Genomic DNA, 23,070 nt, shown 5'->3' with positions numbered 1-23,070 from the left:
ACCGGTTACTTCCAGTGGTTGGCCGGAGGAGGGGGTTAGTGCCATCCCCCATCCCCCATCTCCATTCCCTGACCCGGCTGTTAAGCCTCTTTTTCCCCAGCCTTGAACTTGACGGCTAAAACTACCAACGGCAGATAAGCCAGGCACACTCCCGACAGGCCATCCAGTTTTCCGCTCCCGACCACCAGGGCGATCGGTAACAGCCAGCACAGATTGATCGCTGCGACCGTCAGGGTGACTGGCAAGTGCTTGCCAAACTGGCGGGAAGCAAACTGATAGGCATGGCTACGGTGGGCTTCATAGACCTTGTCACCCCTGAACAAGCGGCGAAGCAGAGTCCACGTAGCATCAACAATGAACACGCCGAGCAAAATCAACCAGCTCCAGAGAAGCTGTGGTGCCGTCCAGGCAGCCTGCAACGACAGTACCCCCAAGGTAATGCCCAGGAAACCGCTGCCAGCATCACCCATGAAAATCCGCGCTCTTGGGAAGTTCCAATACAGGAAGCCTGCTACCGCAAAAGCCAGTAACAGAGGCAACAGCGCTGCCAGTTCATTCCCCGCCAGCCAGTACAACAACGCTCCGCTCAGGCATACACAAATAGCTTCGACACTGGCAATGCCGTCAATCCCGTCCATAAAGTTGTACAGGTTCAGCAGCCACACCAGATAAACGGCTGCCAACGCATGACCGATCCATCCCAGGTCGAGCGCGAATCCAAACAGTGTCAGCGGCGGCAAGCCACCTATCCAGAACAGCGCCCAAGTGGCTGCGATGAAGTGACCCAGCAAGCGCCAACGAGCGCTGATATGGCCGTGATCATCCAGAAACCCCAGTACCGCAATACCGACGCCTGCGCCCAGTAATGCCCAGGTCAGAGGCCAGGCAACGAAGCCCAGACTGGCCGTCCACATCAATGCCAGCAGAAAGCTCACTACGATCGCGACACCACCACCTCTTGGTGTCGGCACGACGTGTGAGCTGCGCGCATTCGGTATGTCGATCAGGCTTCGAGCCAATGCGTACCGGCGCAGGGCGCCAGTCAGAAAAAGTGCGACAACGGCCGCAGCCGGTAATAGCCACCACATATTCATTGAGTGTGTAGTTCCAAAAAGTGTTTAGCCGTGTTGCGCAGCGCTTCATCGACGCTGACCGGCGGTTTCCAATTCAATAGTTCACGAGTCTTGCTGATATCGACCTGAAGTGAGCCGCACAAACGCTGGGCCAGTGCTTGCTTGCCCAGGAGTGTCGCGCCGGTTTCAAGCATCCAGCTCGGCACCGGTAGCAAGCGCGCAGGCTTGCCCAGGGCCGTCGCCATTCGACGCAACAACATGGTAGTCGAAAGATCCTCACCATCACTCACGAGGAAGGTCTGATTTGCTGCTGCGAAATGCTCGGTGCACGTCACAATCAGGTCAACCAGGTTATCCAGGGCAACGAGGCTGCGTTGGTTGTGAATGGCGCCAAACGGCAGGGGTACGCCTTTGTCCAGCCAGCGCATCATGCTGAGGAAGTTGGCTCGTACGCCAGGCCCATAAACCAGCACCGGACGAATAATCACCACTTCCATGCCGGTTTCAGCCGCCAGCGCTCTCAGGGCATGTTCCGCTTCCATTTTGGAAATGCCGTAAGGGTCGCTTGGCGCCTCCTCTCCATCGGCAACGTAAGGCTTGCCGAGAGCCGTGCCTTCGCCATTGACCTTGATTGAACTGAGGAAAATGAAGCGCTTGACCCCGGCGTCAGCGGCCTGCCGAGCCAGATTGAGCGTTCCTTCGACGTTCACCTTGCGATATTCGGCAAGGGGATCGGAGGATTCGTCACTCATGACGTGTACGCGAGCAGCCAACTGGATGACCAGATCCTGGTCCTTCAACAATTCCTGCCAATCCTGATCGGCCGACAGCCCATTGACCAGGCTCTGTGTCACACGCGAGTCGAGATCAACCTTCAACTTGCGTACGGCGGCGGTAATTTCGTGGCCACGCTCAAGCAACGGAGCGATCAGCCCGCTGCCGACAAAGCCGCTGGCCCCTGCCAGAAGAATGCGCATGATTAACGAGCCTCCTTCAGGGAAAGAATGTCTTGCGACATCTCGCGCATGATATTGCCGCGGGCAAAACGCTCGACGAAGGCATGCCGCGGGCTGGTCAGAATATTCAGGTTCTCGAAAGACCTGGTTGCAGCATCCACATCGCAAGGTTCGAAGACGGCTGTATTTTCGATATGTTCAGCGACAAAGCTTGCCGCGTAACCCGAAATGCCGGCCCAGATCGGTTTACCCAACGCGGCGTATTCAAACAGTTTGGACGGCAAGACCTTGCGGAACGCGTCGTAGTCATTGAGGTGCAGGAACAGCACATCTGCCGACTGATAGACCTGAATCAGTTCATTGCGCTTGACCGGGTTCAACAGCTCAACGTTAGTGCAGCCGGCTGAACTGATAGCCTCCTTCAGGTGAGCGAGTCTCCCTCCATCACCGATCACTCGAAATCGCAACTTCCCCTCAAGGCGTTTGGCTAGCGCAGGAATGATCGTGTGCAGCCCTTGGCCTTCACCGATGTTTCCGGCGTAGACCACGTCCAGGACCGGATTCAGACTCGTGGAGCTGTCGACAGGCTGGACATCCAGGAACTCGTCATCGATACCGTTTGTGAACAACGAGTAGTGTTGGTCCGGATACCGGGATTTGAAGTAAGGAAGAAAACCGGCAGAAACCAGATTGACCTTCTTGGCCGACTTGATGGTAAAACTTTCAAGTAGCGAAAGCATGGGCTTGAGCAGCCAGATCAGCTTCTTCGGCAGAATATCCTTGATCGTGTCGACAAAAATATCGCGAATGTCCAGATAAAGCGGAGTCTTTTTCTGGCGGGCGATGAGGGCGCCCAGCGACGCGGTCATCAGGCGCGAAGAGGTCGCATAGATAAGGTCATATTGTTTGTTCTGAACAATCTTGCGTACGCCGTTCGCGTAAACCAGAAAAGCCTTGGCTTGATCTGCCATACCGCTTTTGTGGGCCGGCAATGCGATTCGGCGAATGGTCAGGCGAGGATGCTCTTCCAGTTCCGGCGCTTCGCTGCTGAACGAGCTGTAGCGGTTTGGCAAGGTTGTAATCAGCTCGATATGTGCGTGCGCCGGCAGTTTCTCGAGAAGCGCCTTTACCAATGCCGTAGTACGAAACGATCCGGCAGATAAGTCAGGCTGGTAGTAAAAGCTCAGGATTAAAAGTTTCAAATAAACCTCACCAAGTTATACGGGTGGTCAGCGTGTTCGACGACAGCTCAGCGACGATGCACTGGTTCGGAACAGACTTGCCAAATTCTGGATGCCACGTTGAAGTAACTACGTTGATCTTGGTTGCACCCTCCAGGAAAACGGAAGCAACCTGGCCGCCGGGAAGGGTGATCGTCAATTGCCCGCCATTTTGAACAACCAAGGCCTCGGGGTGTACAAAAAACCTGGCTTTCGCTCGGTTAAAACTTCCTGTGAGCGAATCCGTGATCTGCAACTCGTCAACTTTTGCGAGCCATTCACGGGTGTGCAGGTTTTTCCCTTTCAAACGCTTGTAACCATCATGACTACAGCGGACGCGGACGATGCCATCGGTATGGTCGAACGTATCCAGCGCAACACGCGCACGCCGGGCAACCCTGAAGCCGGCCCATACTTCGGAGGAACTCTCGCCGTCCACTTCGACGGTGTTGTGTGCTGCTGTACTGCGTTGGCGATGACGTTCGGAGTCTTCGCCGTACTGCGATGTTCCGGAGTTGACGAAGACGCGCTGACCAAAGAGGCTGAGTTCGAAACTCAGGGTATCGGCATGGGTATGCCCCGGTTGGTAGTCGGGGGCCACCTGCGCAAGGTTCAATAGCGCCTTGCATTGATTGCCAAAATCAATCGAGACGTAGCCGCTTTCGGCGTGATGTTCAGCCGAGACAGCAGTGGCAGTGCTGTTTTTTTGCTCTGGCAGGCAATTGAGCAGGCGTGCGTATGTTTCGATATCGTGCAGCGCGGGAGCGATGCCGAACGCCGAATCGTTAAAGAAAGGGATGCCACCGTCGGGGTGCTGGAGGCTGCGTAGCCAGACGATGCCTCGTTCGACAACGTGCTTCCATTCGTCCAGTCGGTTTCTTAGTGGTGCAAGATTGGTATGGGTGGCCAGGTTCACCAGGTCGCACATGTCCCACAGCAGGGAGGCGTGGTACATGGGGGACAATTCAAAGTGCGCGCCGTCCGCCAGAAACTGCTCCTTGACCTCGCTATCCAGAATCTCCAGTCCCAGCGACTGCCAGCGTTCAGCATGAGCGCCTTCCAGGAAGGTGCCGGCAAACACGAGCGCCTTGCCGTTCACAAACAGGTGGTTTGCCAGGATGTGATATTCCACCTGTTCGGACAGGGCATGGGTTTGCATGGCCAGGCTGTCCAGCCAATGGCCTTCCAGGCTCGGCTGTCTCTGCAGCCACTTCACCAGATTCACGATGCGCAGAGAGAGCGTATAGGGTTCCCATCCGCAACCGCCGAAGGGAGGGTTATTCACAATCCAGCTGTTGACCAGGCGGGTGTCGAATGCAGTGGATGCCTGGTCGGATGCCGCCAAATGGTCGAGGTAATGCAGGTTGTATTGCCAGATTTTCGGGAGTGTCGTGTTGCTCCACTCGATGGGCGATTTCATGCCCATGAAGTCGAACTGCTCGTCCGTCGTAAAGCGGGACGCACTCCAGCCTGGGGCTTTTGCCAGGTCAAAGGCCGATCGCTTGCCGAATCCGGTTGCCGTAAATGGTTTTACTTTGGCGAAACGGTAATAGATCCGGTAGAAAATCTGCTTCAACCGTAACATTTTGGCTGTGTGGTAGAGCTTGAAAAGCCGAGATGTCAGCGCATTGCCCATAAAAATCACTTAAATAATGAAAGATGTCGTCGTTTACAAGCGGACCTGAAAGCTTTTACGCAAAGTTCAGTTTCAACCAACGTTCAAAGTACAGCACCTGCCACAGCTTGTACGTGTTGTTGATTGCGCCCGAAAAATGATTCGTCACCAGCTTTTCCACTTCTTCGCGCTCTAGATACTGATAAATCCGCTCGAACTCGCTGAGCAATCGCTCCGCCCCTATCCGACGGATAATGCCGTCGAGGGGAGGGTTGAAGCCGGTTTTCGGGCGATCCACAAGAGCGGCTGGAAGCAGGCTTTTCAATAGGCTCTTCAGAGGGGCCTTTGGCGCGCCATCCTTCAGCAGTTCTGCACTTGAGGTGGCGAAACCATTGGCAACGACTCGCTCATCGAGCAAAGGCACACGCAACTCGATACTGGCGAGCATGCTCGCTTTATCGGAAACACTGAGGTTGTGGCTTAGAAAGCCTGTCAGGTCAAAGTGTTGTGCACATTTTACTTTGTCTGCGGGATCGCCCTTGTAATTGACGAGCACGGACTCAAGGCGTTGCTTGTAATGCTGTTCCCGTTTCGAGTAATCGGGGAAAAAGCCTTTCAACTCCTGCCTGGAGAAATATCCCAGCATTCGTGAATACGCCAAAGGCCAGTAACTTTCCTGGGCATAGGACACCAGTCGTTCGAATTTTTTGTCGAGCTGCTTGGGAAACAGCTTGAATTTCAGCAGAGCATTCAGCACTGGGTAGAGCCGCCGAATCAGCCCGTGATGCTTCAGGACTTTGTAGCGTGGATAACCGGCGAATGCCTCGTCCCCACCCATCCCGCTGAGCATTACGGTGTAGCCGCTCTTCCTGGCTTCTGTTGATAACCGATAGGTAGCCCAGAACGTGTAATCGGAAACCAGCTCTTCCGTATTCGCTGCGACGAAATCGATCGACTCGAACACGTTGGTGTTCGAATCGAGAATCTCTGTCACCACTAGTTTCTTGCCCAAGTGTTCAGCGATATCAGCCGAGAACTTCATATCGACAGCAGAATCTTCCGTCGCTTCGTACTTGGCGAAAAACAGATCTGCCTCACCCGTGTAACTGGCCAGAATACTGGAGTCAGCGCCGCCACTGAAAAATACGCCAACCGGAACATCCGCCTCCAATTGCCGTGTCACCGCGCTGCTCACATCTGCGGCGAGGTTTTGCTCGGTCTTGAAGTTCATCACGGTCTGGTAACGCTGGGTCTCGCAAGCGCCCGTGAGCAGATCGAACTCAAGGTAAGTCCCGGGCATCAATTTTTTGATGGCTTTGTAGCCGGTGTTCGGTTCGTAGAGGAAACCGTTATTGAAGAACTCGAAAACGTCATCGTGATCAATATCGGCGGTGACCTCCGAATAACTCTTGAGGCCGCGTATTTCCGAGCAGGCGTAGATGCCGTTCGTGCTGGAGTAGCAGTACACAGGCTTGATCCCGATAACATCTCTTACCAGGAAGAATTTATTTCTGGCTTCATCCAGGATGACAAAAGTGAACATGCCTTCAAGCAGTTTGAAAGCGTGTTCCTTGTGCTCAACATAAAGCTGAAGAATGACCTCTGTATCCGAGGTGCCCTTGAATGAGTAGCCTTTTTCGATCAGCTGATTACGCAGTTCATGATGGTTGAATACCTCACCATTGAATACGATGCTGACGCCATTGCCGGCGAACATTGGCTGACTGCCGGTCGGCGAAAGGTCCAGGATGCTGAGCCTGTTATGTCCGAGGCCTACCTGGTAGTCCCCGACACTGGCGAAGTAAGTACCAGACGCATCCGGGCCGCGATGTTTGGTGACGGCCAGGCTTGATTCCAGCTGGCTCTGAACTCCGAGGACCTCGCGTTTAACAGCAAAAAAACTTAGGCCGCACATTATACAGATAGCTCCACATTTTTTTGATCGGCAGGCTCATGCCCAACAGGCTTTTCTTTGGTTTGAGTCGAGGCCGTGTGTGAATGTACGGCATGGGCGCTAGACGCACGGTTCTCTCGGGACCACTTATGCGCGAAGACCACTCCCCATGCAGCAGCAAGCAACAGGTTGAACGAAATCAGACGGAATACCGCGAAAAACAAACCATAGACCGCCAGTGTCATGACGGCTGCACGAACAACTGTTAAATGTGCAGACTCAGATCTGAGGGACGTAAGACGATAGAGAACGGGGCCTGCGATGACCAACGAATAAACCAGAAAGCCCAGCAGCCCGCCTACCATCAGCATGTAGAGCGGCCAGTTGTGTATGTACGCAACCATCTCGGTGAAGGAGACACCTTCAGAAGTTTCCCAGCGCATTCCATGCTTGATACCCATCCCGTTGCCCAGCACTGGATGGCTCAAGAACATTTCCCAGGCGATTTTGTATTCTTCAAGCCGGGACATTACGTTGAAGTCACCTTTTCGTTTCCAGGCTGCCCCCGATAACAAACTCAAGCGTCCGAGCCAAACCTGATCCATGCCAGTGGAAAAGATGAATGCAACGCCAAATACGCCCTGAGTGGCCAAATTGGCCGACAACTTCACGCGCAAGTTTTTATGGGCGAAAAATGCATAGAGCGAAAAGAGCAGCATGACCAAAAGGGCGCTGATCAGCATGCTTCTTGTGAAGGTGATCAGTACGGCTGCCATGCAAAGCATGGCCACCAAAGCGCCGACAATAGTAATCCGCCGGTCTCGTGCCAACGTGCTTACAACGAACCCCACAACCATGCCGACAGGCAGCAACGCATCTGTTGCCTGTGCCAGCAGCATGGTAATCCGGTCGCGCATCGGCCCCATGGCGTTGACGTTGTTCAAGGCCGCTTCTTGAGAGATTTTGACTTCCTCTCCGTTAGTCAGGATGAGCCAGTACGGTTGCCACATGTCGTGGTAGAAGTAGTAGAAAACGATGTAGCCGGCGGTCAGGAAAATCAGGGTTCCCACTGAAGCGCCGACCCAGCGGATCTTGCTTTCGTCACCGCTGACCAGTGCGCAGACAGGTATCAGTGCATATATAAACAGAAAGGGAATGACGCCCCTGATCCAGTCCAGCATCGGCACATGATTGTGCATGGCCACGGCCAGGTTGATGCTCAATATTCCCGCGCCTATCAGCAGCGGGATACCGAAAAGGCGCAGTACGGACCTGATTCCGCAAGTGCGAAGCAACTTGATCAATGCAGCAATGAATATCACTGCCAGCAAAGCGGCGAACGATATTTCTTGAGCCCCTACTGACGGTGGGGCCGGGCGCAAGGCAAAGGCCAGCGGGAATAACGCCAACAGGCCCAGCCAAGGCGAAATAATGGCCGTCAGCACAAGCAGGGAAACACCAACAATGCCGGTGTAGAAAAGAACGCCAGGATCCTGCATAAGCAGAATGGAAATGCACGCTGCCGCTGCAATTGCCATGCTGTTTTTAATGCAGTCGTTACTACTCATTGCGATACTCCGTTCGCCATTTCAGGGGCGTATAGCTTTATAGTCTACAGAGGTCTGTCCAATCACTCGGGCTGGAATGCCGACAACGATTGAATTGTTGGGTATGTCTTTCAGTACTACGGCCGATGCTCCAATCTGGCAGTTATCCCCGATTTTAATATCGCCAATGATCTTTGCACCTGCACCGATGTAGCAGTTGTCTCCAATCACCGGGCATTTGTTGATCTCGCTGGTGACATAGCCTTCTGCAGCACCAATCGTAATTCCTTGGCCTAATACACAGCCCGTCCCGACTTTAGCGTTCGCGTGAAGTACGACACCAATGGCGCCGTAAGCGAAAATGGTGCCTTTTCCAAGATTGGCGGACACCGGAATGTATGAATTGAACAAAAGAAAAATCAGGTTGCGAATCAGGCCAGGTACGACAGGTACACGACGCTGATAAAACCAGTTTCCTACGCGATACAACTTAACTGCGTTCATTGTCAAAACCTCAAGGTGCGAAAGTCAGCCGGACGAAGCCGAAGTATCCCAACCGCAATGATCAAAAGAGAAAGCATGTAAAGAACGCCCCAGATCAAATTGACGTCTTTCAATACGATTGCGAAGGGGGAGAGTACAGAGACCCAGAATATGACCGGTAGACGGATTCCTGGTCGGCACAGCAAGTGCAAAAACAATAAATAGGCAGAGAACCCAAGCGCATAAAACAGTTCTGCCTGTTTCAGGCCTTGAACGAACAGGATCATCCCGGCCACAGCCATTACGCCCAGGACGAGGTTGGCGATGATTACTTTACGATGAAGCCCGGAAGCAACGAGATACCTTTCTGTCACTACCGCCCAGTACAGGACTGGCAGGCAAGGAAGCATCGCCAGATAAGCGGAGTATTGCGGGAACAGCCATCCCATCGCATACCCGGACAAGCCAACCAGTGCGAAGTAGAAAAGGGCGACGGACATGATGATTCTGTATTGCTCTTGACGCTGTCCCCCGGAGACAAACGCAACAAATACAGCCCTGACATTTATAGGGAACAGGCTCGTCGCTGACTGAATGATCGACACGATCACCCGGAAGAGTCCAAGGTCCCGAACGGGCAGACTCTTCGAAAGAATGTAGGGCAGGATATTGGTAAACAGATTGAAGACCAGAGTGATGGATACCATTCTAGGCAACAAAAACAAGACGTTCTTGCAGGTGGACAATAACTGCCTGCCCACTGGCAGTTTTGCGCCATGGCTAAACAGCACCGCCACGGCAAACAGGCACGGTATCAGATTCGTCAGCAGCAGAATGTCCACGATACTCAGCGGCAGGATCTGTTGATAACTGATGAACAAGAGGACGAAAAAAACACACAGAAAGAGAACGAGGTATCCGACTATCCAGCGCTGCAAACGGAGCCCGAACAGGGAAAGCAGGCACGCTGAGCTGAGCAGCATGACACTCAGCAATAAAGGACTACCGATGTCGTCTACCAGGCTGACCACACTGAACAGTAAAAAAATCAACGTCGCCATAAATAATGAGGTGACGAGGATGTACTCGGCTTCGACACTGGCAATAAGTTGCTCGTTAACGATGTCGAGAAGTTTTTGAAATAAAAATACCAGCACATTGGCCTTGATGAACGCGCCATACGCATCCAGTCCATACAGGCCAGGAATAACAAAGTTTACAACCAGGCCACTTATCAGCGTCAGCACCTGAATTAGTAGATTGACCATGCCGGAACCTCTTAAACCTCATCATGACAAATTCGAGCACACGATCATCTAGAGTAAAAATCGCTGTCGCTTTATAGCGCAAAAAAATCAGGTGAGTGTATGACCCACCTGATTTTTGTACGCAATCAAGTTACCCCTGATTTTTCAGGTCCAGACTCCGCGGGTATCGATAACTTTCAGCGATGACAAGCGGGTTTTCGGGATGGTTTTAAACGCACTGTGATCTACGAGCAGAACGATGACGTTGGCCGAAGACAGGGCCTGATCGACCGGGCTCAGGGTTGCGATGCCTTCCAGGCGAGCAGGGAGGCGCTCGATGTTCGGCTCAACGGCCAGAACGGTGCCCGGATGATTTTTTGCAATCTGCACCGTGATTTCAAGGGATGGGCTTTCGCGCAGATCATCGATGTCCGGCTTAAACGCCAGGCCCAGACAGGCGACAGTGACGTCCTTCGCTGTTTTAGCCGGGTTCTCTTGCAGATACTTGCCGATTGCGAGCGCGACCTGATCGAGCACCCATTGCGGCTTGCTGTCGTTGACCTCCCGCGCGGCGCGAATCAAGCGCGCTTCATCGGGTGTCTTGCTCACGATAAACCAAGGGTCGACAGCGATGCAGTGACCGCCTACACCAGGGCCGGGTTGCAGGATGTTGACTCGCGGGTGGTGGTTTGCCAGGCGGATCAGTTCCCATACGCTGATGTCGAGCTTGTCGCAGATGATCGACAGTTCGTTGGCAAAAGCGATGTTGACGTCGCGGAAGCTGTTTTCGGTCAGCTTGCACATTTCTGCAGTGCGCGCGTCGGTGATGATGCATTCACCTTCCACGAACGTTTTATACAGACGCATTGCAGCATCCGAGCACTTGGCGGTCAGGCCGCCGATGATGCGGTCGTTCTCGATCAGCTCGCGCAGCACATGGCCCGGCAAGACGCGTTCAGGGCAGTGTGCAATACGAACGTCAGAGTCTTCGCCATGCGTTTGCGGGAAGCTCAAGTCCGGGCGCGCTTCAGCCAGCCATGCGGACATCTGCTCGGTTGCGCCGACCGGAGAAGTCGATTCAAGGATGACCAGATCGCCTTTCTTCAAGACTGGAGCGATGGCTTTGCTGGCTGACTCGATGTAAGACAGGTCCGGTTCGTGGTCGCCCTTGAAAGGGGTCGGTACCGCAATAAGGAACGCATCGGCCGGTTCGGCAGTGGTGGTTGCGCGCAGATAACCTTCGGTTACCGCTGCCCGCACGACAATGTCCAGATCCGGTTCGATGATGTGAATTTCACCGCGATTGATCGTTGCAACGGCGTGAGGATTAACATCGACGCCTATGACTTTTTTCTTGCGTGCGGCAAAAACTGCGGCAGTGGGCAGTCCGATGTAGCCGAGGCCGACTACGGAAATGGTTTCAAAGCTCATAGGTTAGCCTCTTTTAAATTGGGAAAGAGTTTCAAGAATCCGCGCGCACGCCTTGCCATCACCGTAGGGGTTGTGAGCGAAGCTCATCTGGCTGTAAGCGTTGGAGTCTGTCAGCAGGCTGCGCAAGTTGCCCGTGATAACGTCTATGTCGGTGCCCACCAGTTTGACAGTGCCTGCCTCGACGGCTTCCGGGCGTTCAGTGGTGTCACGCATGACCAGAACGGGTTTGCCCAGCGAAGGTGCTTCTTCCTGGATGCCGCCCGAATCGCTGAGGATCAGGTAGGAGCGGTCCATCAGGTACACAAAAGGCAAATAATCCAGTGGTTCAATCAAGTGAACGTTGTCGATGCCGGCCAGGAGTCGATTGACGGGCTCGCGAACATTCGGATTCAGGTGGACGGGGTAGACGATTTCGACGTCGGGAAATTCTTTCGCCGTCGTGAGCAGTGCCTGGCAGATTTTTTCAAATCCGTCACCGAAGCTTTCGCGGCGATGGCCGGTGACCAGGATGATTCGCTTCCCTTCACCCAGGAAGGAGAATTGTTGGTGAAACTGTTGCTGCAGGGTGGCGCTGTTTTTAATTCTCGCCACGACGTCCAGCAGGGCATCGATCACTGTGTTGCCTGTGACGTGAATGCTTTGAGCGGCTACCCCTTCCCGGAGCAGATTCTGACTGGAGGTGTCTGTCGGGGCAAAGTGCAGGGCTGCCAGAGCGCCGGTCAACTTGCGGTTGGCTTCTTCTGGCCAGGGCGAATAGAGATTGCCCGTGCGCAGACCGGCCTCGACATGAGCGACAGGGATCTGTTGGTAGTAGGCCGCCAGGGTAGTGGCGAAAGTGGTAGCAGTGTCGCCATGCACGAGGACGATGTCGGGCTTGAACTCGGCGAAGACCGATTTCATGCCTTGCAAAATAGTGGTGGTGACGTCCGTCAAGTCCTGGCCAGACTTCATGATGTTCAGATCGAAGTCAGGCGTGATCTCGAAAAGATTCAGTACCTGGTCCAGCATCTCGCGATGCTGGCCGGTTACACATACCTTGGCTTCGAAGCGTTCGTCCGCCGCGAGGCTTAACGCCAAAGGGGCCATTTTGATTGCTTCGGGGCGCGTGCCAAACACACACAAGGTTTTCAAAGTCATAGCTACACCGCTATTAAAAAATAAAAAAAATTATTGCGTGCACAGGCCTATCACGCGAATGAGAGAAGGGCGAATTCGATTGGTTTTTGCACTGTTTCCTTGTGCTGCACAGAACCGCTATTTACCACTAACGGAGTAGCGGCGCAGGCACGCAGGGTTTTGCCGGGAGTCTGATCCACAAGCAGCCCGGTGTGCGGGCGCAGGATCATTGTCTGGCGCAGATCGTCTCTGGTTGCCAAGCGGCCATCGCCGAACCCTTCCAGTATCAGAGGAGCAAAAAACATGGGCGTCGGCGAGTGTAGGAGATGGATATCATTGTCCTTTGGGGCGCGCTGTTCAATCGATCTAATCCACCCCTTCCTGGAGACAGCCTGATCCCTCTCGAGAAGGTGCTCGCAGCGGGTCTGTTTACTTCCGCTGGCATGATCTCGATCGCGGAGTGACATCTTTGTCATCGGGGGTCAACCGTTCAGTTCGTGTTAGCCGGGTCTTTCGTCGGAGACAGAAGTTTCTTACAGCGTGTCCCTGCTCGCTCTTCTTTATCGCTAAGAACTGGAAAGCTTTTTAGGCGCCGCGGATTATAGCCTTCTTTGTCCGATGCTTTCCAAGGTTGCAGCTTGATGCGTCTTCGATGCAGCGAATTTTCTTCCGGATTGGTTGTCAGGGGGCCGGCCGATTGCCAGATGTGCCTCGCCAATCGTGAAAGGCCTGATGGCGAGAGACTATTCCTTGTGGTCATCTTGATCAGTTTTGATACAACACCGGAGGGGCGTAGCTGCGATTCTTATAGGCTGCGTGCAGTTCGGGGCATTGTATCAGGTAGGAACCGCGATTCCGGCACGTTCGTCATTTTTTACCGGCACCTGCCGGGGTAACCGAGGCCGCCTGGGTTGCGCTTGCGTTTGATGGCAGTAATTTTGCCTGCGAGCAGAGATTTCTGACGCAACACAGGTATTATATCGGGATTGCCTTCGGTAGCCTGTCAGGCTCTGCCTCCCCCCAGCTGTTTTGGTACAAGGGTGCCTGATCGAAGTTTATTTTTTGAAGTCCTTACGCTGGTGCGGCATTTGCCCGTGCTGGTATTTCATCGTAAATCGGCCGGTTTTCTTTGCGGGTTCAAAGGCAATAGTTTATTTTTTGATTTCAGGAGCTTGGTGAGGTGTTCGATAGGGTTATGGATAAAATAAGAGCTTTTTTGTTGAGCCTTCCGCGCCGACACAAGCGGGTCCTGCAGGTAGTTGCCGATGTTGGTTTGGTTTGGGTCTCGTTATGGATGGCTTTTGTCGTTCGTCTAGGGATCGACGAAATGAACAGCCCTGTTCAACAGCACCTCTGGTTATTTCTTAGTGCTCCCGTTGTTGCCATCCCGTTGTTTATTCGATTTGGCATGTATCGCGCTGTGATGCGTTATTTCGGTAATGATGCACTTATTGCGATAATTAAAGCCGTCAGCCTTTCTTCGCTTATTCTTGGCGTCATCGTCTATTTATATAGCAATCATCAAACGGTCGTGCCCCGCTCGATTATTTTCAACTACTGGTGGTTGAGCCTGATCATGATTGGTGGCTTGCGTTTGGCAATGCGCCAGTACTTTTTGGGTGATTGGTTCGCGGCGGCGCAACATGTGCCTTTTGCCAATCGTGATAATGGTTTGCCGAAAGTGGCCATTTACGGCGCTGGCGCCGCAGGCAACCAGCTTGTTGCGGCGCTGCGCATGGGCAGGGTGATGCGCCCGGTTGCGTTCATCGATGATGACGGAAGTATTGCCGGTCGTGTCATTTCCGGGTTGCAAGTGTTCAAGCCCAAGCATATCCAGCAACTGATTGACACGACAGGCGCTCAGGAAATCCTGCTTGCAGTCCCTTCGGCCAACCGTGGGCGCCGCCGGGAAATTCTGGGCTACCTGGAGCGCTTCCCGCTTCATGTGCGCAGCGTGCCGGGATTCATGGATCTGGCCAGTGGCCGGGTCAAGGTCGACGATATCCAGGAAGTGGACATTGCCGACCTCCTTGGGCGTGATGCGGTACCGGCTCAAGAGGACCTGCTGGAGCATTGCATCACCGGCCAGTCAGTGATGGTTACCGGTGCGGGCGGATCAATCGGTTCGGAACTGTGCCGGCAGATACTTGCGTTAAGGCCTACGACCCTGTTGTTGTTCGAACACAGCGAGTTCAATCTTTACAGCATCCTGTCCGAGCTTGAGCAGCGAATTGCGCGTGAATCGTTGTCCGTCAAACTGCTGCCGATCCTGGGTTCTGTCCGTAACGAGAACAAGTTGCTGGACGTCATGAAGACCTGGCATGTCGATACGGTTTACCACGCCGCAGCGTACAAACATGTACCTATGGTCGAGCACAATATTGCAGAAGGCGTGTTGAACAATGTCATGGGCACGTTAAATACGGCCCAGGCTGCACTTCAGGCCGGAGTTGCAAACTTTGTACTGATTTCCACCGACAAGGCTGTTCGCCCCACCAATGTAATGGGGAGTACCAAGCGACTTGCAGAGTTGACATTGCAGGCGCTCAGCCGTGAAAAAGCCCCTGTGTTGTTTGGCGACAAGTCCAGCGTGTCTCGCGTCAACAAGACCCGATTCACCATGGTCAGGTTCGGTAATGTGTTGGGCTCGTCAGGTTCTGTGATCCCGCTTTTCCACAAGCAGATCAAGGCTGGCGGACCGTTGACCGTCACACACCCGAAAATCACCCGGTATTTCATGACCATTCCCGAGGCCGCTCAGTTGGTGATCCAGGCCGGGTCGATGGGGCAGGGCGGGGACGTTTTCGTGCTGGACATGGGCGAGCCGGTAAAAATCATCGAGTTGGCAGAGAAAATGATTCATCTGTCAGGGTTGAGTGTCCGGTCGGACAAAAATATCCACGGTGACATTTCGATCGAATTCACCGGCCTGCGTCCGGGTGAAAAGCTCTACGAAGAGCTGCTGATCGGCGACAACGTTGCGGCGACCTCGCATCCGATGATCATGACGGCCAGCGAAGATTACCTGACCTGGGATGTGCTGAAGGCGCGGTTGGGCGAATTGCTGGCAGCGGTTGATCAGGATGATTATTCGAGAGTCCGCCAGCTTCTGCGCGAAACGGTCAGCGGCTATACCCCTGACGGCGAGATCGTCGACTGGATCTATCAGCAGCGTCGCCTCGAGCCCTGATTGTTTCACATCCTGTAACTGACACATTTTTGACAGGCTCCAGACATCGCCTAAGTTTGGAAGGCAGCTTCGGAAAAGCTGCTTTCCCAATTGATGTCATGGAGCTTCATTTATGCGTACTGGCTACTTCTACTCTCTGATTTTTGCCCTCCTGAGCACTGCCTCTGTCGCCGCTATTGCTGCACCCGCGGCCAAGTCGGAGGCGGGCACTGCACCTCTGGTCATGGAGGTCGCTCCCAAGGTTCAGTCCGAAAAGGTTGATTTGAATCAGGCCGACGCGTCGACCCTGCAACGGGAGTTGTCCGGCATCGGGGAAGCCAAGGCCAAGGCGATTGTTACCTATCGTGAGAGTAATGGGCCGTTTGCATCGGTAGACGAGCTGCTCGAAGTGAAGGGAATCGGCAAAGCCATTCTGGATAAGAACCGCGAAAAGCTTGAGGTGAACTAAGCTTGTAATTCAGCGCCATGGGCCGGTCATTGACCGGCCTTTTTGCATTCTGGCGTACGTGGCGATTTAGCGCCTTCCGTCGGCAGGTGAAAAATTACGGCTATCATATTGTGATTAAATTATGCCTATAATAAATTCGTCATCCAGCTTGGCGCTCTGAAGCGCAGGCGCTTTTCTTTTTCCTTACGCATTCCAGGAGCACGTCATGAATTCTGTCCAGACCCAAGGTACGGCTCTTGTCACCGGTGCTTCATCCGGGATTGGTGCCATTTACGCTGAGCGCTTGGCCGCGCGCGGTTTTGATTTGTTGCTGGTCGCACGTGACGAACAGCGTCTTCAGGCCGCGGCGAGCAAGCTGCGCGCCGAGCATGGTGTTCAGGTCGAGGTGCTGAAAGCGGATCTCACGCAAAAGGATGATGTGCTGAAACTTGAGCAACGCCTTCGCAGCGATTCGGGTATCAGTCTGCTGCTGAATAACGCGGGTGTCGCGGCAGATGGCTTGCTGGCCAACGCCGATCTGGACCAACTGGAACGTTTGATTCAATTGAACGTAACGACGGTCACGCGCCTGGCTTCGGCGGCGGCCGCCAGTTTTGCCAAAGCCGGCCGGGGTACGATCATCAACATCGCCTCGGTGGTGGCGTTGTTCCCCGAGCGCTTCAACGCCACTTACAGCGCCAGCAAGGCTTATGTGTTGAGCCTGACCCAGTCGTTGAATGCCGAGCTGGATGGCACCGGGGTCAAAGTGCAAGCGGTGTTGCCAGGCGTGACTCGCACCGAAATCTGGGAGCGTTCCGGTATTGACGCAAGCCAGATCCCGGCGGACATGGTCATGGAAGCGGGCGAGATGGTCGATGCTTCGTTGTCGGGGCTGGACCAGGGAGAACTGATCACCATTCCTTCGTTGCCGGATGCCTCCGACTGGGATGCGTTTGTCGCGGCGCGTCTGGTGATGGCGCCGAATCTTTCCAAAAGCAAGGCCGCTTCGCGTTACAAGTGAGGCACCCTCCATTGGCTTGAGGTAGTTGCGGTATGAGTGAACGTCGAGTGGTTGTAACGGGCATGGGTTTGGTGACTCCGCTGGGTAGCGGGGTCGAAGCCGTCTGGGAGCGTCTGTTGGCCGGGCGTTCGGGATTGCGCAACCTGCCGGACGAAGTCGTGGCTGATCTGCCGGCCAAGGTCGGTGGCGCAGTGCCGACGCTGGCCGAAGATGCCGAGGCGGGTTTTGACCCGGATCGTGCGACGCCACCCAAAGAGCAGAAGAAGATGGACCGCTTCATTATGTTTGCCATGGAAGCGGCACGTCAGGCGCTTGAGCAAGCCGGTTGGCAGGCACAGGATGCCAATGCCCAGGAGCGTACGGCGACCATTATCGGTTCGGGGGTCGGTGGTTTCGGCGCGATTGCCGATGCGGTCCGCACCACCGACAGTCGTGGCCCGCGGCGTTTGTCGCCTTTCACCATTCCCTCCTTTCTGGTCAATCTGGCCGCGGGCCATGTGTCGATCCAGCACGGATTCAAAGGCCCCCTGGGTGCTCCGGTAACGGCGTGCGCGGCCGGGGTTCAGGCGATTGGCGATGCGGCGCGGCTGATCCGTTGCGGCGAGGCGGACATTGCGGTGTGTGGCGGTGCGGAGGCGTCGATCGATCGTGTCAGTCTCGCCGGGTTCGCTGCGGCTCGCGCGTTGTCCAGTGGTTACAACGAAACTCCGGAGCGGGCTTCGCGTCCGTTCGACCGTGACCGCGATGGTTTTGTCATGGGTGAGGGAGCAGGCCTTCTGGTGATCGAATCCCTGGAGCATGCATTGGCCCGTGGCGCGCAACCGCTGGCGGAACTGGTCGGTTACGGCACCAGCGCCGACGCCTATCACCTGACCGCCGGCCCCGAAGATGGCAGTGGTGCGCGACGGGCAATGTCGCTGGCGCTGGCTCAGGCTGGCGTTGCTGCGGCACAGGTGCAGCACCTCAATGCTCACGCAACCTCGACGCCGGTTGGAGATCTGGGCGAGTTGGCGGCCATCAAATCGTTGTTCGGCACGGATAACAAGATTGCGGTCACGTCGACCAAGTCGGCCACCGGGCATATGCTCGGCGCGGCGGGCGGGATCGAGGCGATCTTCACGCTGTTGGCGATCCGTGATCAGATCGTGCCGGCCACCCTCAACCTGGATAACCCGGATCCGGCGGCGCAAGGTGTGGACATCGTCCATGGTCAGGCGCGGCCAATGACCATCGAGTATGCGCTGTCCAACGGTTTCGGGTTTGGTGGGGTCAATGCCAGCGTGCTCTTCAAGCGCTGGCAGGCTTAATCCCGAGGCTTTTTGAGAAAATCGCGCGTGACGTCGAGAATCCGCTGGGCCAGATCGGCGCTCTCGACACTGCGCGACAACAGCAGCGCCCCGACCATTGCGGACATGATGAAGATGCTCTGGTCGGCGGCATCATCACCTTCAAGGGTGCCTTGTATTTGTTCGAGCCGCGCATTGAGCACTACATCGGAGGTCGGACTTGGCTGTCCGTGCAGGCCGAGTTCCGATGACATGGTCGGCAGCGGGCACCCTTCATGGGGCGAAGTCTGGTGCCATTCGGACAAGTACGCATCAATGAACGCCTCGAGTGGGCGTTCCTGAGCGAACAGTTCGGCGCAGATGACTTCCACCTCGGCGCCTGCAGCCTGCAGGGCCTTTTCTACCAGCTCATCCTTGGACTTGAAATGCGAATAGAAGCCGCCGTGAGTCAAGCCCAGCGCTTTCATCAGGGGCTGCAAGCCGGTCGCGCCAATACCGTCGCGGCGAAATCGCGCCGAAGCTTCCTTGATGATGCGTTTGTGGGTCTGAGCTTTATGGTCCTGCGAGTAACGCATCTGGTATCTCCGCAACAATGCGCCATCTTAACCAATGGAAATGGGATGGTGACTGTACTTCTATTTCTAAAAAGCATGCAGATGCGTCCAACTCCTTCATGACGTCTCGACCGAACTGGCACGGATAGTGATTACCCGTTAGCTGACGATTGTTGAACAATCATGAGGCGATAAGTATGAACAGCGGACTGTCCCTGGCCGATCACATCACCCTGGAGTTACGCGCCGACATCATTGGCGGTCGTTTGCTGCCCGGCATGGCGCTGGTGGAAAACGATCTGGTGTCAGCCTATAACGCTTCCCGCAACACCATTCGCGAAGCCTTGCATCGGCTGGGGCAGGAAGGTCTGACCCGTTATGTGCGCAACAAAGGCGTGATGGTGCGTCGCTTGGGCGTCGACGATGTGCGGGATCTGTTCAACGTCCGCCGCACGCTGGAGTTACAGGCCATCAGTGCCAGTCAGCCGCTGCGCGATTATCAGTCCGACCGGATGCTCGAAGCCCTGGAAGCCACCGAACTGGCCCGGGAGCGGGAGGACTGGCGCGCCGTGGGCACGCACAGCCTGGCGTTTCATCAGCACATCGTCGGGTTGCTGCGCAGCCCGTTGTTCGATGAGTTCTTCACCAATGTCGTCGCGCAACTGCGCCTGGTGTTTTGCGCCGCGCCCGATGAATCACGGTTTCAGGCGCCCTGGCTGGCGCGTGACCGGCAGATTCACGAGCTGCTGGCCGAAGGCGACAAACGCGCCGCCGAGGACGCCATGAGCCGTTATCTCGACGACTCCGAACACCTTCTATTGCAAATGCTTGCCCCTTCTTCCCATCACTGATCGAGGATTCGTGCCATGTACAAAGATTATCCAGCGGCCTACCAAGTCAGCAAAGGTTCGGCCTTGCAGGTGGACAAAGCCTTCTATGAAAAGATCCGGGATACGAAGGAGGGGCGCACGCTGATCGAGCAGTTCGAAGTGCCGATCCGCACCGGCCGCGCCTGGAATGTCCCGGCCGGGCACGTGTTTCGCGTGACCACGCCGGTCGGCCCGCAAGTCGGGGATTTCAACGTCTGGAATGCCAACGATCCGCGTGAACGCTTGTGGGCTTCGCGCACGCGGCAGTTGCAAGGGGCGCATGTCAGCACTCACGACCGGCTCTGGTCGAACCTGCCATTCTTGCGGCCGCTGGTGACCATCACCGATGACAGCCTGGCCGACTACGGCATTGACGAACATGGTGGGCGCCTGCACGACTTGCTCGGTACCCGCTGCGATCCCTATGTGAACAAAATGCTCACCGGCGAAGACTTCCACCATCACTGCCACTCCAACCTGACCCGCGCAGTGTTGCCCCATAGCCTGACCGAGTTCGACGTGCATGACGTGCTGAACATTTTCCAGTGCACCGGCCTCAATCACGACGACATGTACTTCATGAAAGCCTGTCCGGCGCAGAAGGGCGATTACCTGGAATTCTTTGCCGAGATCGATCTGTTGTGTGCGCTGTCGACGTGCCCGGGGGGCGATCTGTCGCTGGCCATGTGGGGGCCGGACGCGCAGGACCCGCTGAGCGTATGTCGCCCGCTTGGGGTGGAGATCTACAAACTGGAGGATTCACTGCTCGAAGGCTGGAGCCAGCCGGAGCGTGCGGCGTACAAAGGGCTGCATGGCTTGCACATCGCCAAGGCCGATTGGGAAAAATAACCGTCACCTGTAGGAGCGAGCCTGCTCGCGATGGACGTTAACGATAACGCGTTTATTCTGAATAAACGCGTTGTTCTCAGGTACATCGCGAGCAGGCTCGCTCCTACAGGGATCAGGTTTTTTTCAGCGGTCCTGCGCATCCTTGGCATCCGCTTGCGCGTTGCGTTCAGCGACGCGTTTGCGTTGCTCATCGGTCAGTTCAACTTTGTTGGCGGTGTCGCGCAACATCATCAAACCACCCACGATCGAGCCGATTGCAACGACCAGAATCAACCAGGCATACCAGGGCATAGGGCTCTCCTTGAGGGCAGGCCGATTGGCGGGTTTCGCCAATCGATCGTGCATACCACTTTGAGCGATTCAATTTCGCAGTGGTTCCATTCTATGCCTGATCGACCCGCAACACCTCTGCGATTCAGAGCCCGGTCAACATCGCGTCCGCGGGTGCATCGGCGCGCAATTGCGCGGTCAACATGAAGTACACGAAACCCACGGCCATGAAGCCGAGGAAAATCGCGCCGATCAGCGCGTTGAACCACGCCATCGCCACCAGGCACACCACCGCCAGCACCAGTGCAATGGCCGGCACCAACGGGTAGCACGGCGCGCGGAAAGTGCGCTCCAGGTTCGGCTCGGTTTTACGCAGTTTGAACAGGCTGAGCATGCTCATGATGTACATCACGATCGCGCCGAACACCGCCATGGTGATCATCGCGGCGGTGAGCGTCATGCCGCCGAGGTTGATCAAACCGTCGCTGTAGATCGCTGCGATCCCGATGACACCACCGGCGATGATTGCCCGGTGCGGCGTCTGGAAGCGTGAGAGTTTGGCCAGCGACGCGGGCAGGTAACCGGCTCGCGCAAGGGCGAAGAACTGCCGCGAGTAACCGAGGATGATCCCGTGGAAACTCGCCACCAGGCCGAACAGGCCAATCCACACCAGCATGTGCAACCAGCCGGAGCTTTCGCCGACCACGGTTTTCATCGCTTGCGGCAGTGGGTCGTTGATGTTCGACAAAGTGCGCCAGTCGCCGACGCCGCCGGCAAAGAACATCACGCCCATGGCCAACAACACCAAGGTCAAAATGCCGCTGATGTACGCCTTGGGAATCGTGCGTTTCGGGTCCTTGGCTTCTTCGGCGGCCATGGCGGCGCCTTCGATGGCGAGGAAAAACCAGATGGCAAACGGAATCGCCGCGAACATCCCGGCAATCGCCGGTGCGCCGAACACATCGGAGCCGGCCCAGCCGTTCAGCGCGAAGTTGCTGAAGCTGAACGCCGGCGCAACCACGCCCATGAACACCAGCAATTCAGCCACCGCGAGTACGCAGACCACCAGCTCGAAGGTGGCCGCCAGTTTCACCCCGAGGATGTTCAGGCCCATGAACACGATGTAAGCGCCGACCGCTGCGTGTTTCGGGTCGAGGGCGGGGAATTGCACGTTGAGGTAGGCGCCGATCGCCAGGGCGATGGCCGGTGGGGCGAAGACGAATTCGATCAGTGTCGCCAGCCCGGCGATCAATCCGCCTTTCTCGCCAAAGGCGCGGCGGCTGTAGGCAAAGGGACCGCCGGCGTGGGGAATCGCCGTAGTCAGCTCAGTGAAGCTGAAGATGAAGCAGGTGTACATCGTGGCGACCATGAAGGACGTCACCAGAAAACCAAGTGTGCCCGCCACGCCCCAGCCGTAACTCCAGCCGAAATACTCACCGGAAATCACCAGCCCGACCGCGATGCCCCACAGGTGCAGCGTGCCCAGCGTGGGTTTGAGTTGTGTGTTCATGCGTTTGCTCCCTGAACGGTTTGGACAGATCGGGGAGGGCGTGTGCAGTGGGCGTGCCATTGTGGTGATGGCCGTCGTAAAGCGTAAAAACACGTCGTATCGAGGATGTTTGGCGCTGGATGTAGGTTTTTTGTGCGCCAGTTGAGGGCGTTGTCGTCTGTTCTGCCGTCATCGCGAGCAGGCTCACTCCCACAGGTTCTGGATCGAGCACAAAATTTGTGTACGACAAAAATCCTGTGGGAGCGAGCCTGCTCGCGATGACGGCAGAACAGACACCACAAAACCAAGCTGTAACGCCCGCATAAACCCACTCTTTACACTTTCTTTATGCCCAGCTAACCCCCTCGATCTCGCTCCTTTACAGCCTTCCTTCCGACAATGACTCCACACGCGGCAATACGCCGTAACACGGAGAACTTCCATGAGCGTTCTGGACGGGGTGTCACTGCTGTTGGCAGTGGGGCTGTTCATTTATCTGTTGGTTGCGCTGTTGCGCGCGGACCGGAACTAGG

The 23,070-nt window shown here is 55.6% G+C and carries 20 protein-coding genes; 7 read left to right on the top strand and 13 right to left on the bottom strand.

Translation table 11 applies throughout. The features are described from left to right. Positions 1-80: 80 nt before the first annotated feature. The 10 genes from IB254_RS08115 to wecB all read right to left on the bottom strand — a co-directional run bounded on the left by IB254_RS08115 (position 81) and on the right by wecB (position 12,603). A complete protein-coding gene (locus IB254_RS08115) occupies positions 81-1,094 on the bottom strand; it encodes an MraY family glycosyltransferase (protein WP_008042115.1) in 1,014 nt (337 codons plus the stop codon). Continuing rightward, positions 1,091-2,050, bottom strand: coding sequence for a UDP-glucose 4-epimerase family protein (locus IB254_RS08110; RefSeq protein ID WP_192416965.1), 960 nt, complete (start codon positions 2,048-2,050; stop codon positions 1,091-1,093). The genes IB254_RS08115 and IB254_RS08110 overlap by 4 nt, the downstream gene beginning before the upstream one ends. A gap of 2 nt (positions 2,051-2,052) precedes the next feature. Then, positions 2,053-3,231 carry a glycosyltransferase family 4 protein gene (locus tag IB254_RS08105; RefSeq protein WP_192416964.1) on the bottom strand — a complete coding sequence of 393 codons (1,179 nt, stop codon included), beginning with the start codon at positions 3,229-3,231 and terminating at the stop codon, positions 2,053-2,055. Positions 3,232-3,238: 7 nt separating this feature from the next. Further along, positions 3,239-4,885 (bottom strand): heparinase II/III family protein, encoded by a 1,647-nt coding sequence (locus IB254_RS08100; protein WP_192416963.1) that lies wholly within the window; start codon positions 4,883-4,885, stop codon positions 3,239-3,241. Positions 4,886-4,940: 55 nt separating this feature from the next. Next, positions 4,941-6,779 (bottom strand): asparagine synthase (glutamine-hydrolyzing), encoded by a 1,839-nt coding sequence (gene asnB / locus IB254_RS08095; protein WP_008042146.1) that lies wholly within the window; start codon positions 6,777-6,779, stop codon positions 4,941-4,943. Continuing rightward, entirely contained in the window at positions 6,779-8,326 is a 1,548-nt protein-coding gene (locus IB254_RS08090; RefSeq protein ID WP_192416962.1) for an O-antigen ligase family protein, read from the bottom strand. Before IB254_RS08090 ends, asnB begins: the two co-directional genes overlap by 1 nt. Positions 8,327-8,347: 21 nt before the next feature. Continuing rightward, the gene (locus IB254_RS08085) at positions 8,348-8,809 is read right to left on the bottom strand and encodes a serine O-acetyltransferase (protein WP_008042166.1); all 462 of its coding nucleotides are present in this window, start codon (positions 8,807-8,809) and stop codon (positions 8,348-8,350) included. Positions 8,810-8,811: 2 nt separating this feature from the next. Continuing rightward, positions 8,812-10,056 (bottom strand): hypothetical protein, encoded by a 1,245-nt coding sequence (locus tag IB254_RS08080; protein WP_192416961.1) that lies wholly within the window; start codon positions 10,054-10,056, stop codon positions 8,812-8,814. Positions 10,057-10,200: 144 nt separating this feature from the next. Then, on the bottom strand, positions 10,201-11,466 hold the full coding sequence (gene wecC, locus IB254_RS08075) for a UDP-N-acetyl-D-mannosamine dehydrogenase (protein WP_192416960.1): 1,266 nt from the start codon (positions 11,464-11,466) through the stop codon (positions 10,201-10,203). Between the two features lie 3 nt (positions 11,467-11,469). Further along, a complete protein-coding gene (gene wecB / locus IB254_RS08070; protein ID WP_008042169.1) occupies positions 11,470-12,603 on the bottom strand; it encodes a non-hydrolyzing UDP-N-acetylglucosamine 2-epimerase in 1,134 nt (377 codons plus the stop codon). 1,174 nt (positions 12,604-13,777) lie between these two features. Between wecB and IB254_RS08065 the strand changes: the two genes are divergently transcribed. From IB254_RS08065 to fabF, 4 genes are all read left to right on the top strand, one after another. Then, complete coding sequence (locus IB254_RS08065) at positions 13,778-15,772, top strand: polysaccharide biosynthesis protein (protein ID WP_192416959.1); 1,995 nt, start codon at positions 13,778-13,780, stop codon at positions 15,770-15,772. Positions 15,773-15,884: 112 nt separating this feature from the next. Then, positions 15,885-16,220, top strand: a complete 336-nt coding sequence (locus IB254_RS08060; protein ID WP_192416958.1) for a ComEA family DNA-binding protein — start codon at positions 15,885-15,887, stop codon at positions 16,218-16,220. Between the two features lie 205 nt (positions 16,221-16,425). After that, positions 16,426-17,220 (top strand): SDR family NAD(P)-dependent oxidoreductase, encoded by a 795-nt coding sequence (locus tag IB254_RS08055; protein WP_192416957.1) that lies wholly within the window; start codon positions 16,426-16,428, stop codon positions 17,218-17,220. A gap of 32 nt (positions 17,221-17,252) precedes the next feature. Beyond that, positions 17,253-18,527 carry a beta-ketoacyl-ACP synthase II gene (fabF, locus tag IB254_RS08050; RefSeq protein ID WP_192416956.1) on the top strand — a complete coding sequence of 425 codons (1,275 nt, stop codon included), beginning with the start codon at positions 17,253-17,255 and terminating at the stop codon, positions 18,525-18,527. Here the strand turns inward: fabF and IB254_RS08045 are convergent. Next, positions 18,524-19,081, bottom strand: a complete 558-nt coding sequence (locus IB254_RS08045; protein WP_192416955.1) for a TetR/AcrR family transcriptional regulator — start codon at positions 19,079-19,081, stop codon at positions 18,524-18,526. The genes fabF and IB254_RS08045 overlap by 4 nt on opposite strands. A gap of 176 nt (positions 19,082-19,257) precedes the next feature. Between IB254_RS08045 and IB254_RS08040 the strand changes: the two genes are divergently transcribed. Beyond that, a complete protein-coding gene (locus tag IB254_RS08040) occupies positions 19,258-19,911 on the top strand; it encodes a GntR family transcriptional regulator (protein ID WP_008042177.1) in 654 nt (217 codons plus the stop codon). Positions 19,912-19,926: 15 nt separating this feature from the next. Continuing rightward, positions 19,927-20,778 (top strand): urea carboxylase-associated family protein, encoded by an 852-nt coding sequence (locus tag IB254_RS08035; protein ID WP_192416954.1) that lies wholly within the window; start codon positions 19,927-19,929, stop codon positions 20,776-20,778. Between the two features lie 123 nt (positions 20,779-20,901). Here IB254_RS08035 and IB254_RS08030 read toward each other — a convergent pair whose 3' ends face one another. Together IB254_RS08030 and eat are read right to left on the bottom strand one after the other, a co-directional pair. After that, positions 20,902-21,069 (bottom strand): DUF2897 family protein, encoded by a 168-nt coding sequence (locus IB254_RS08030; protein ID WP_017337332.1) that lies wholly within the window; start codon positions 21,067-21,069, stop codon positions 20,902-20,904. A 124-nt stretch (positions 21,070-21,193) separates the two neighbouring features. Further along, positions 21,194-22,558: an ethanolamine permease gene (gene eat, locus IB254_RS08025; RefSeq protein WP_192226174.1), complete on the bottom strand. Its 1,365-nt coding sequence runs from the start codon at positions 22,556-22,558 to the stop codon at positions 21,194-21,196. 421 nt (positions 22,559-22,979) lie between these two features. Between eat and kdpF the strand changes: the two genes are divergently transcribed. Continuing rightward, entirely contained in the window at positions 22,980-23,069 is a 90-nt protein-coding gene (gene kdpF, locus IB254_RS08020; RefSeq protein ID WP_007899818.1) for a K(+)-transporting ATPase subunit F, read from the top strand. The last annotated feature ends 1 nt before the right edge of the window (position 23,070 follow it).

Origin of the sequence: Pseudomonas sp. PDM03, assembly GCF_014852385.1 — a bacterium.
Classification (GTDB): Bacteria; Pseudomonadota; Gammaproteobacteria; order Pseudomonadales; family Pseudomonadaceae; genus Aquipseudomonas; species Aquipseudomonas migulae.
This window is presented reverse-complemented; position numbering and strand designations above follow the sequence as displayed.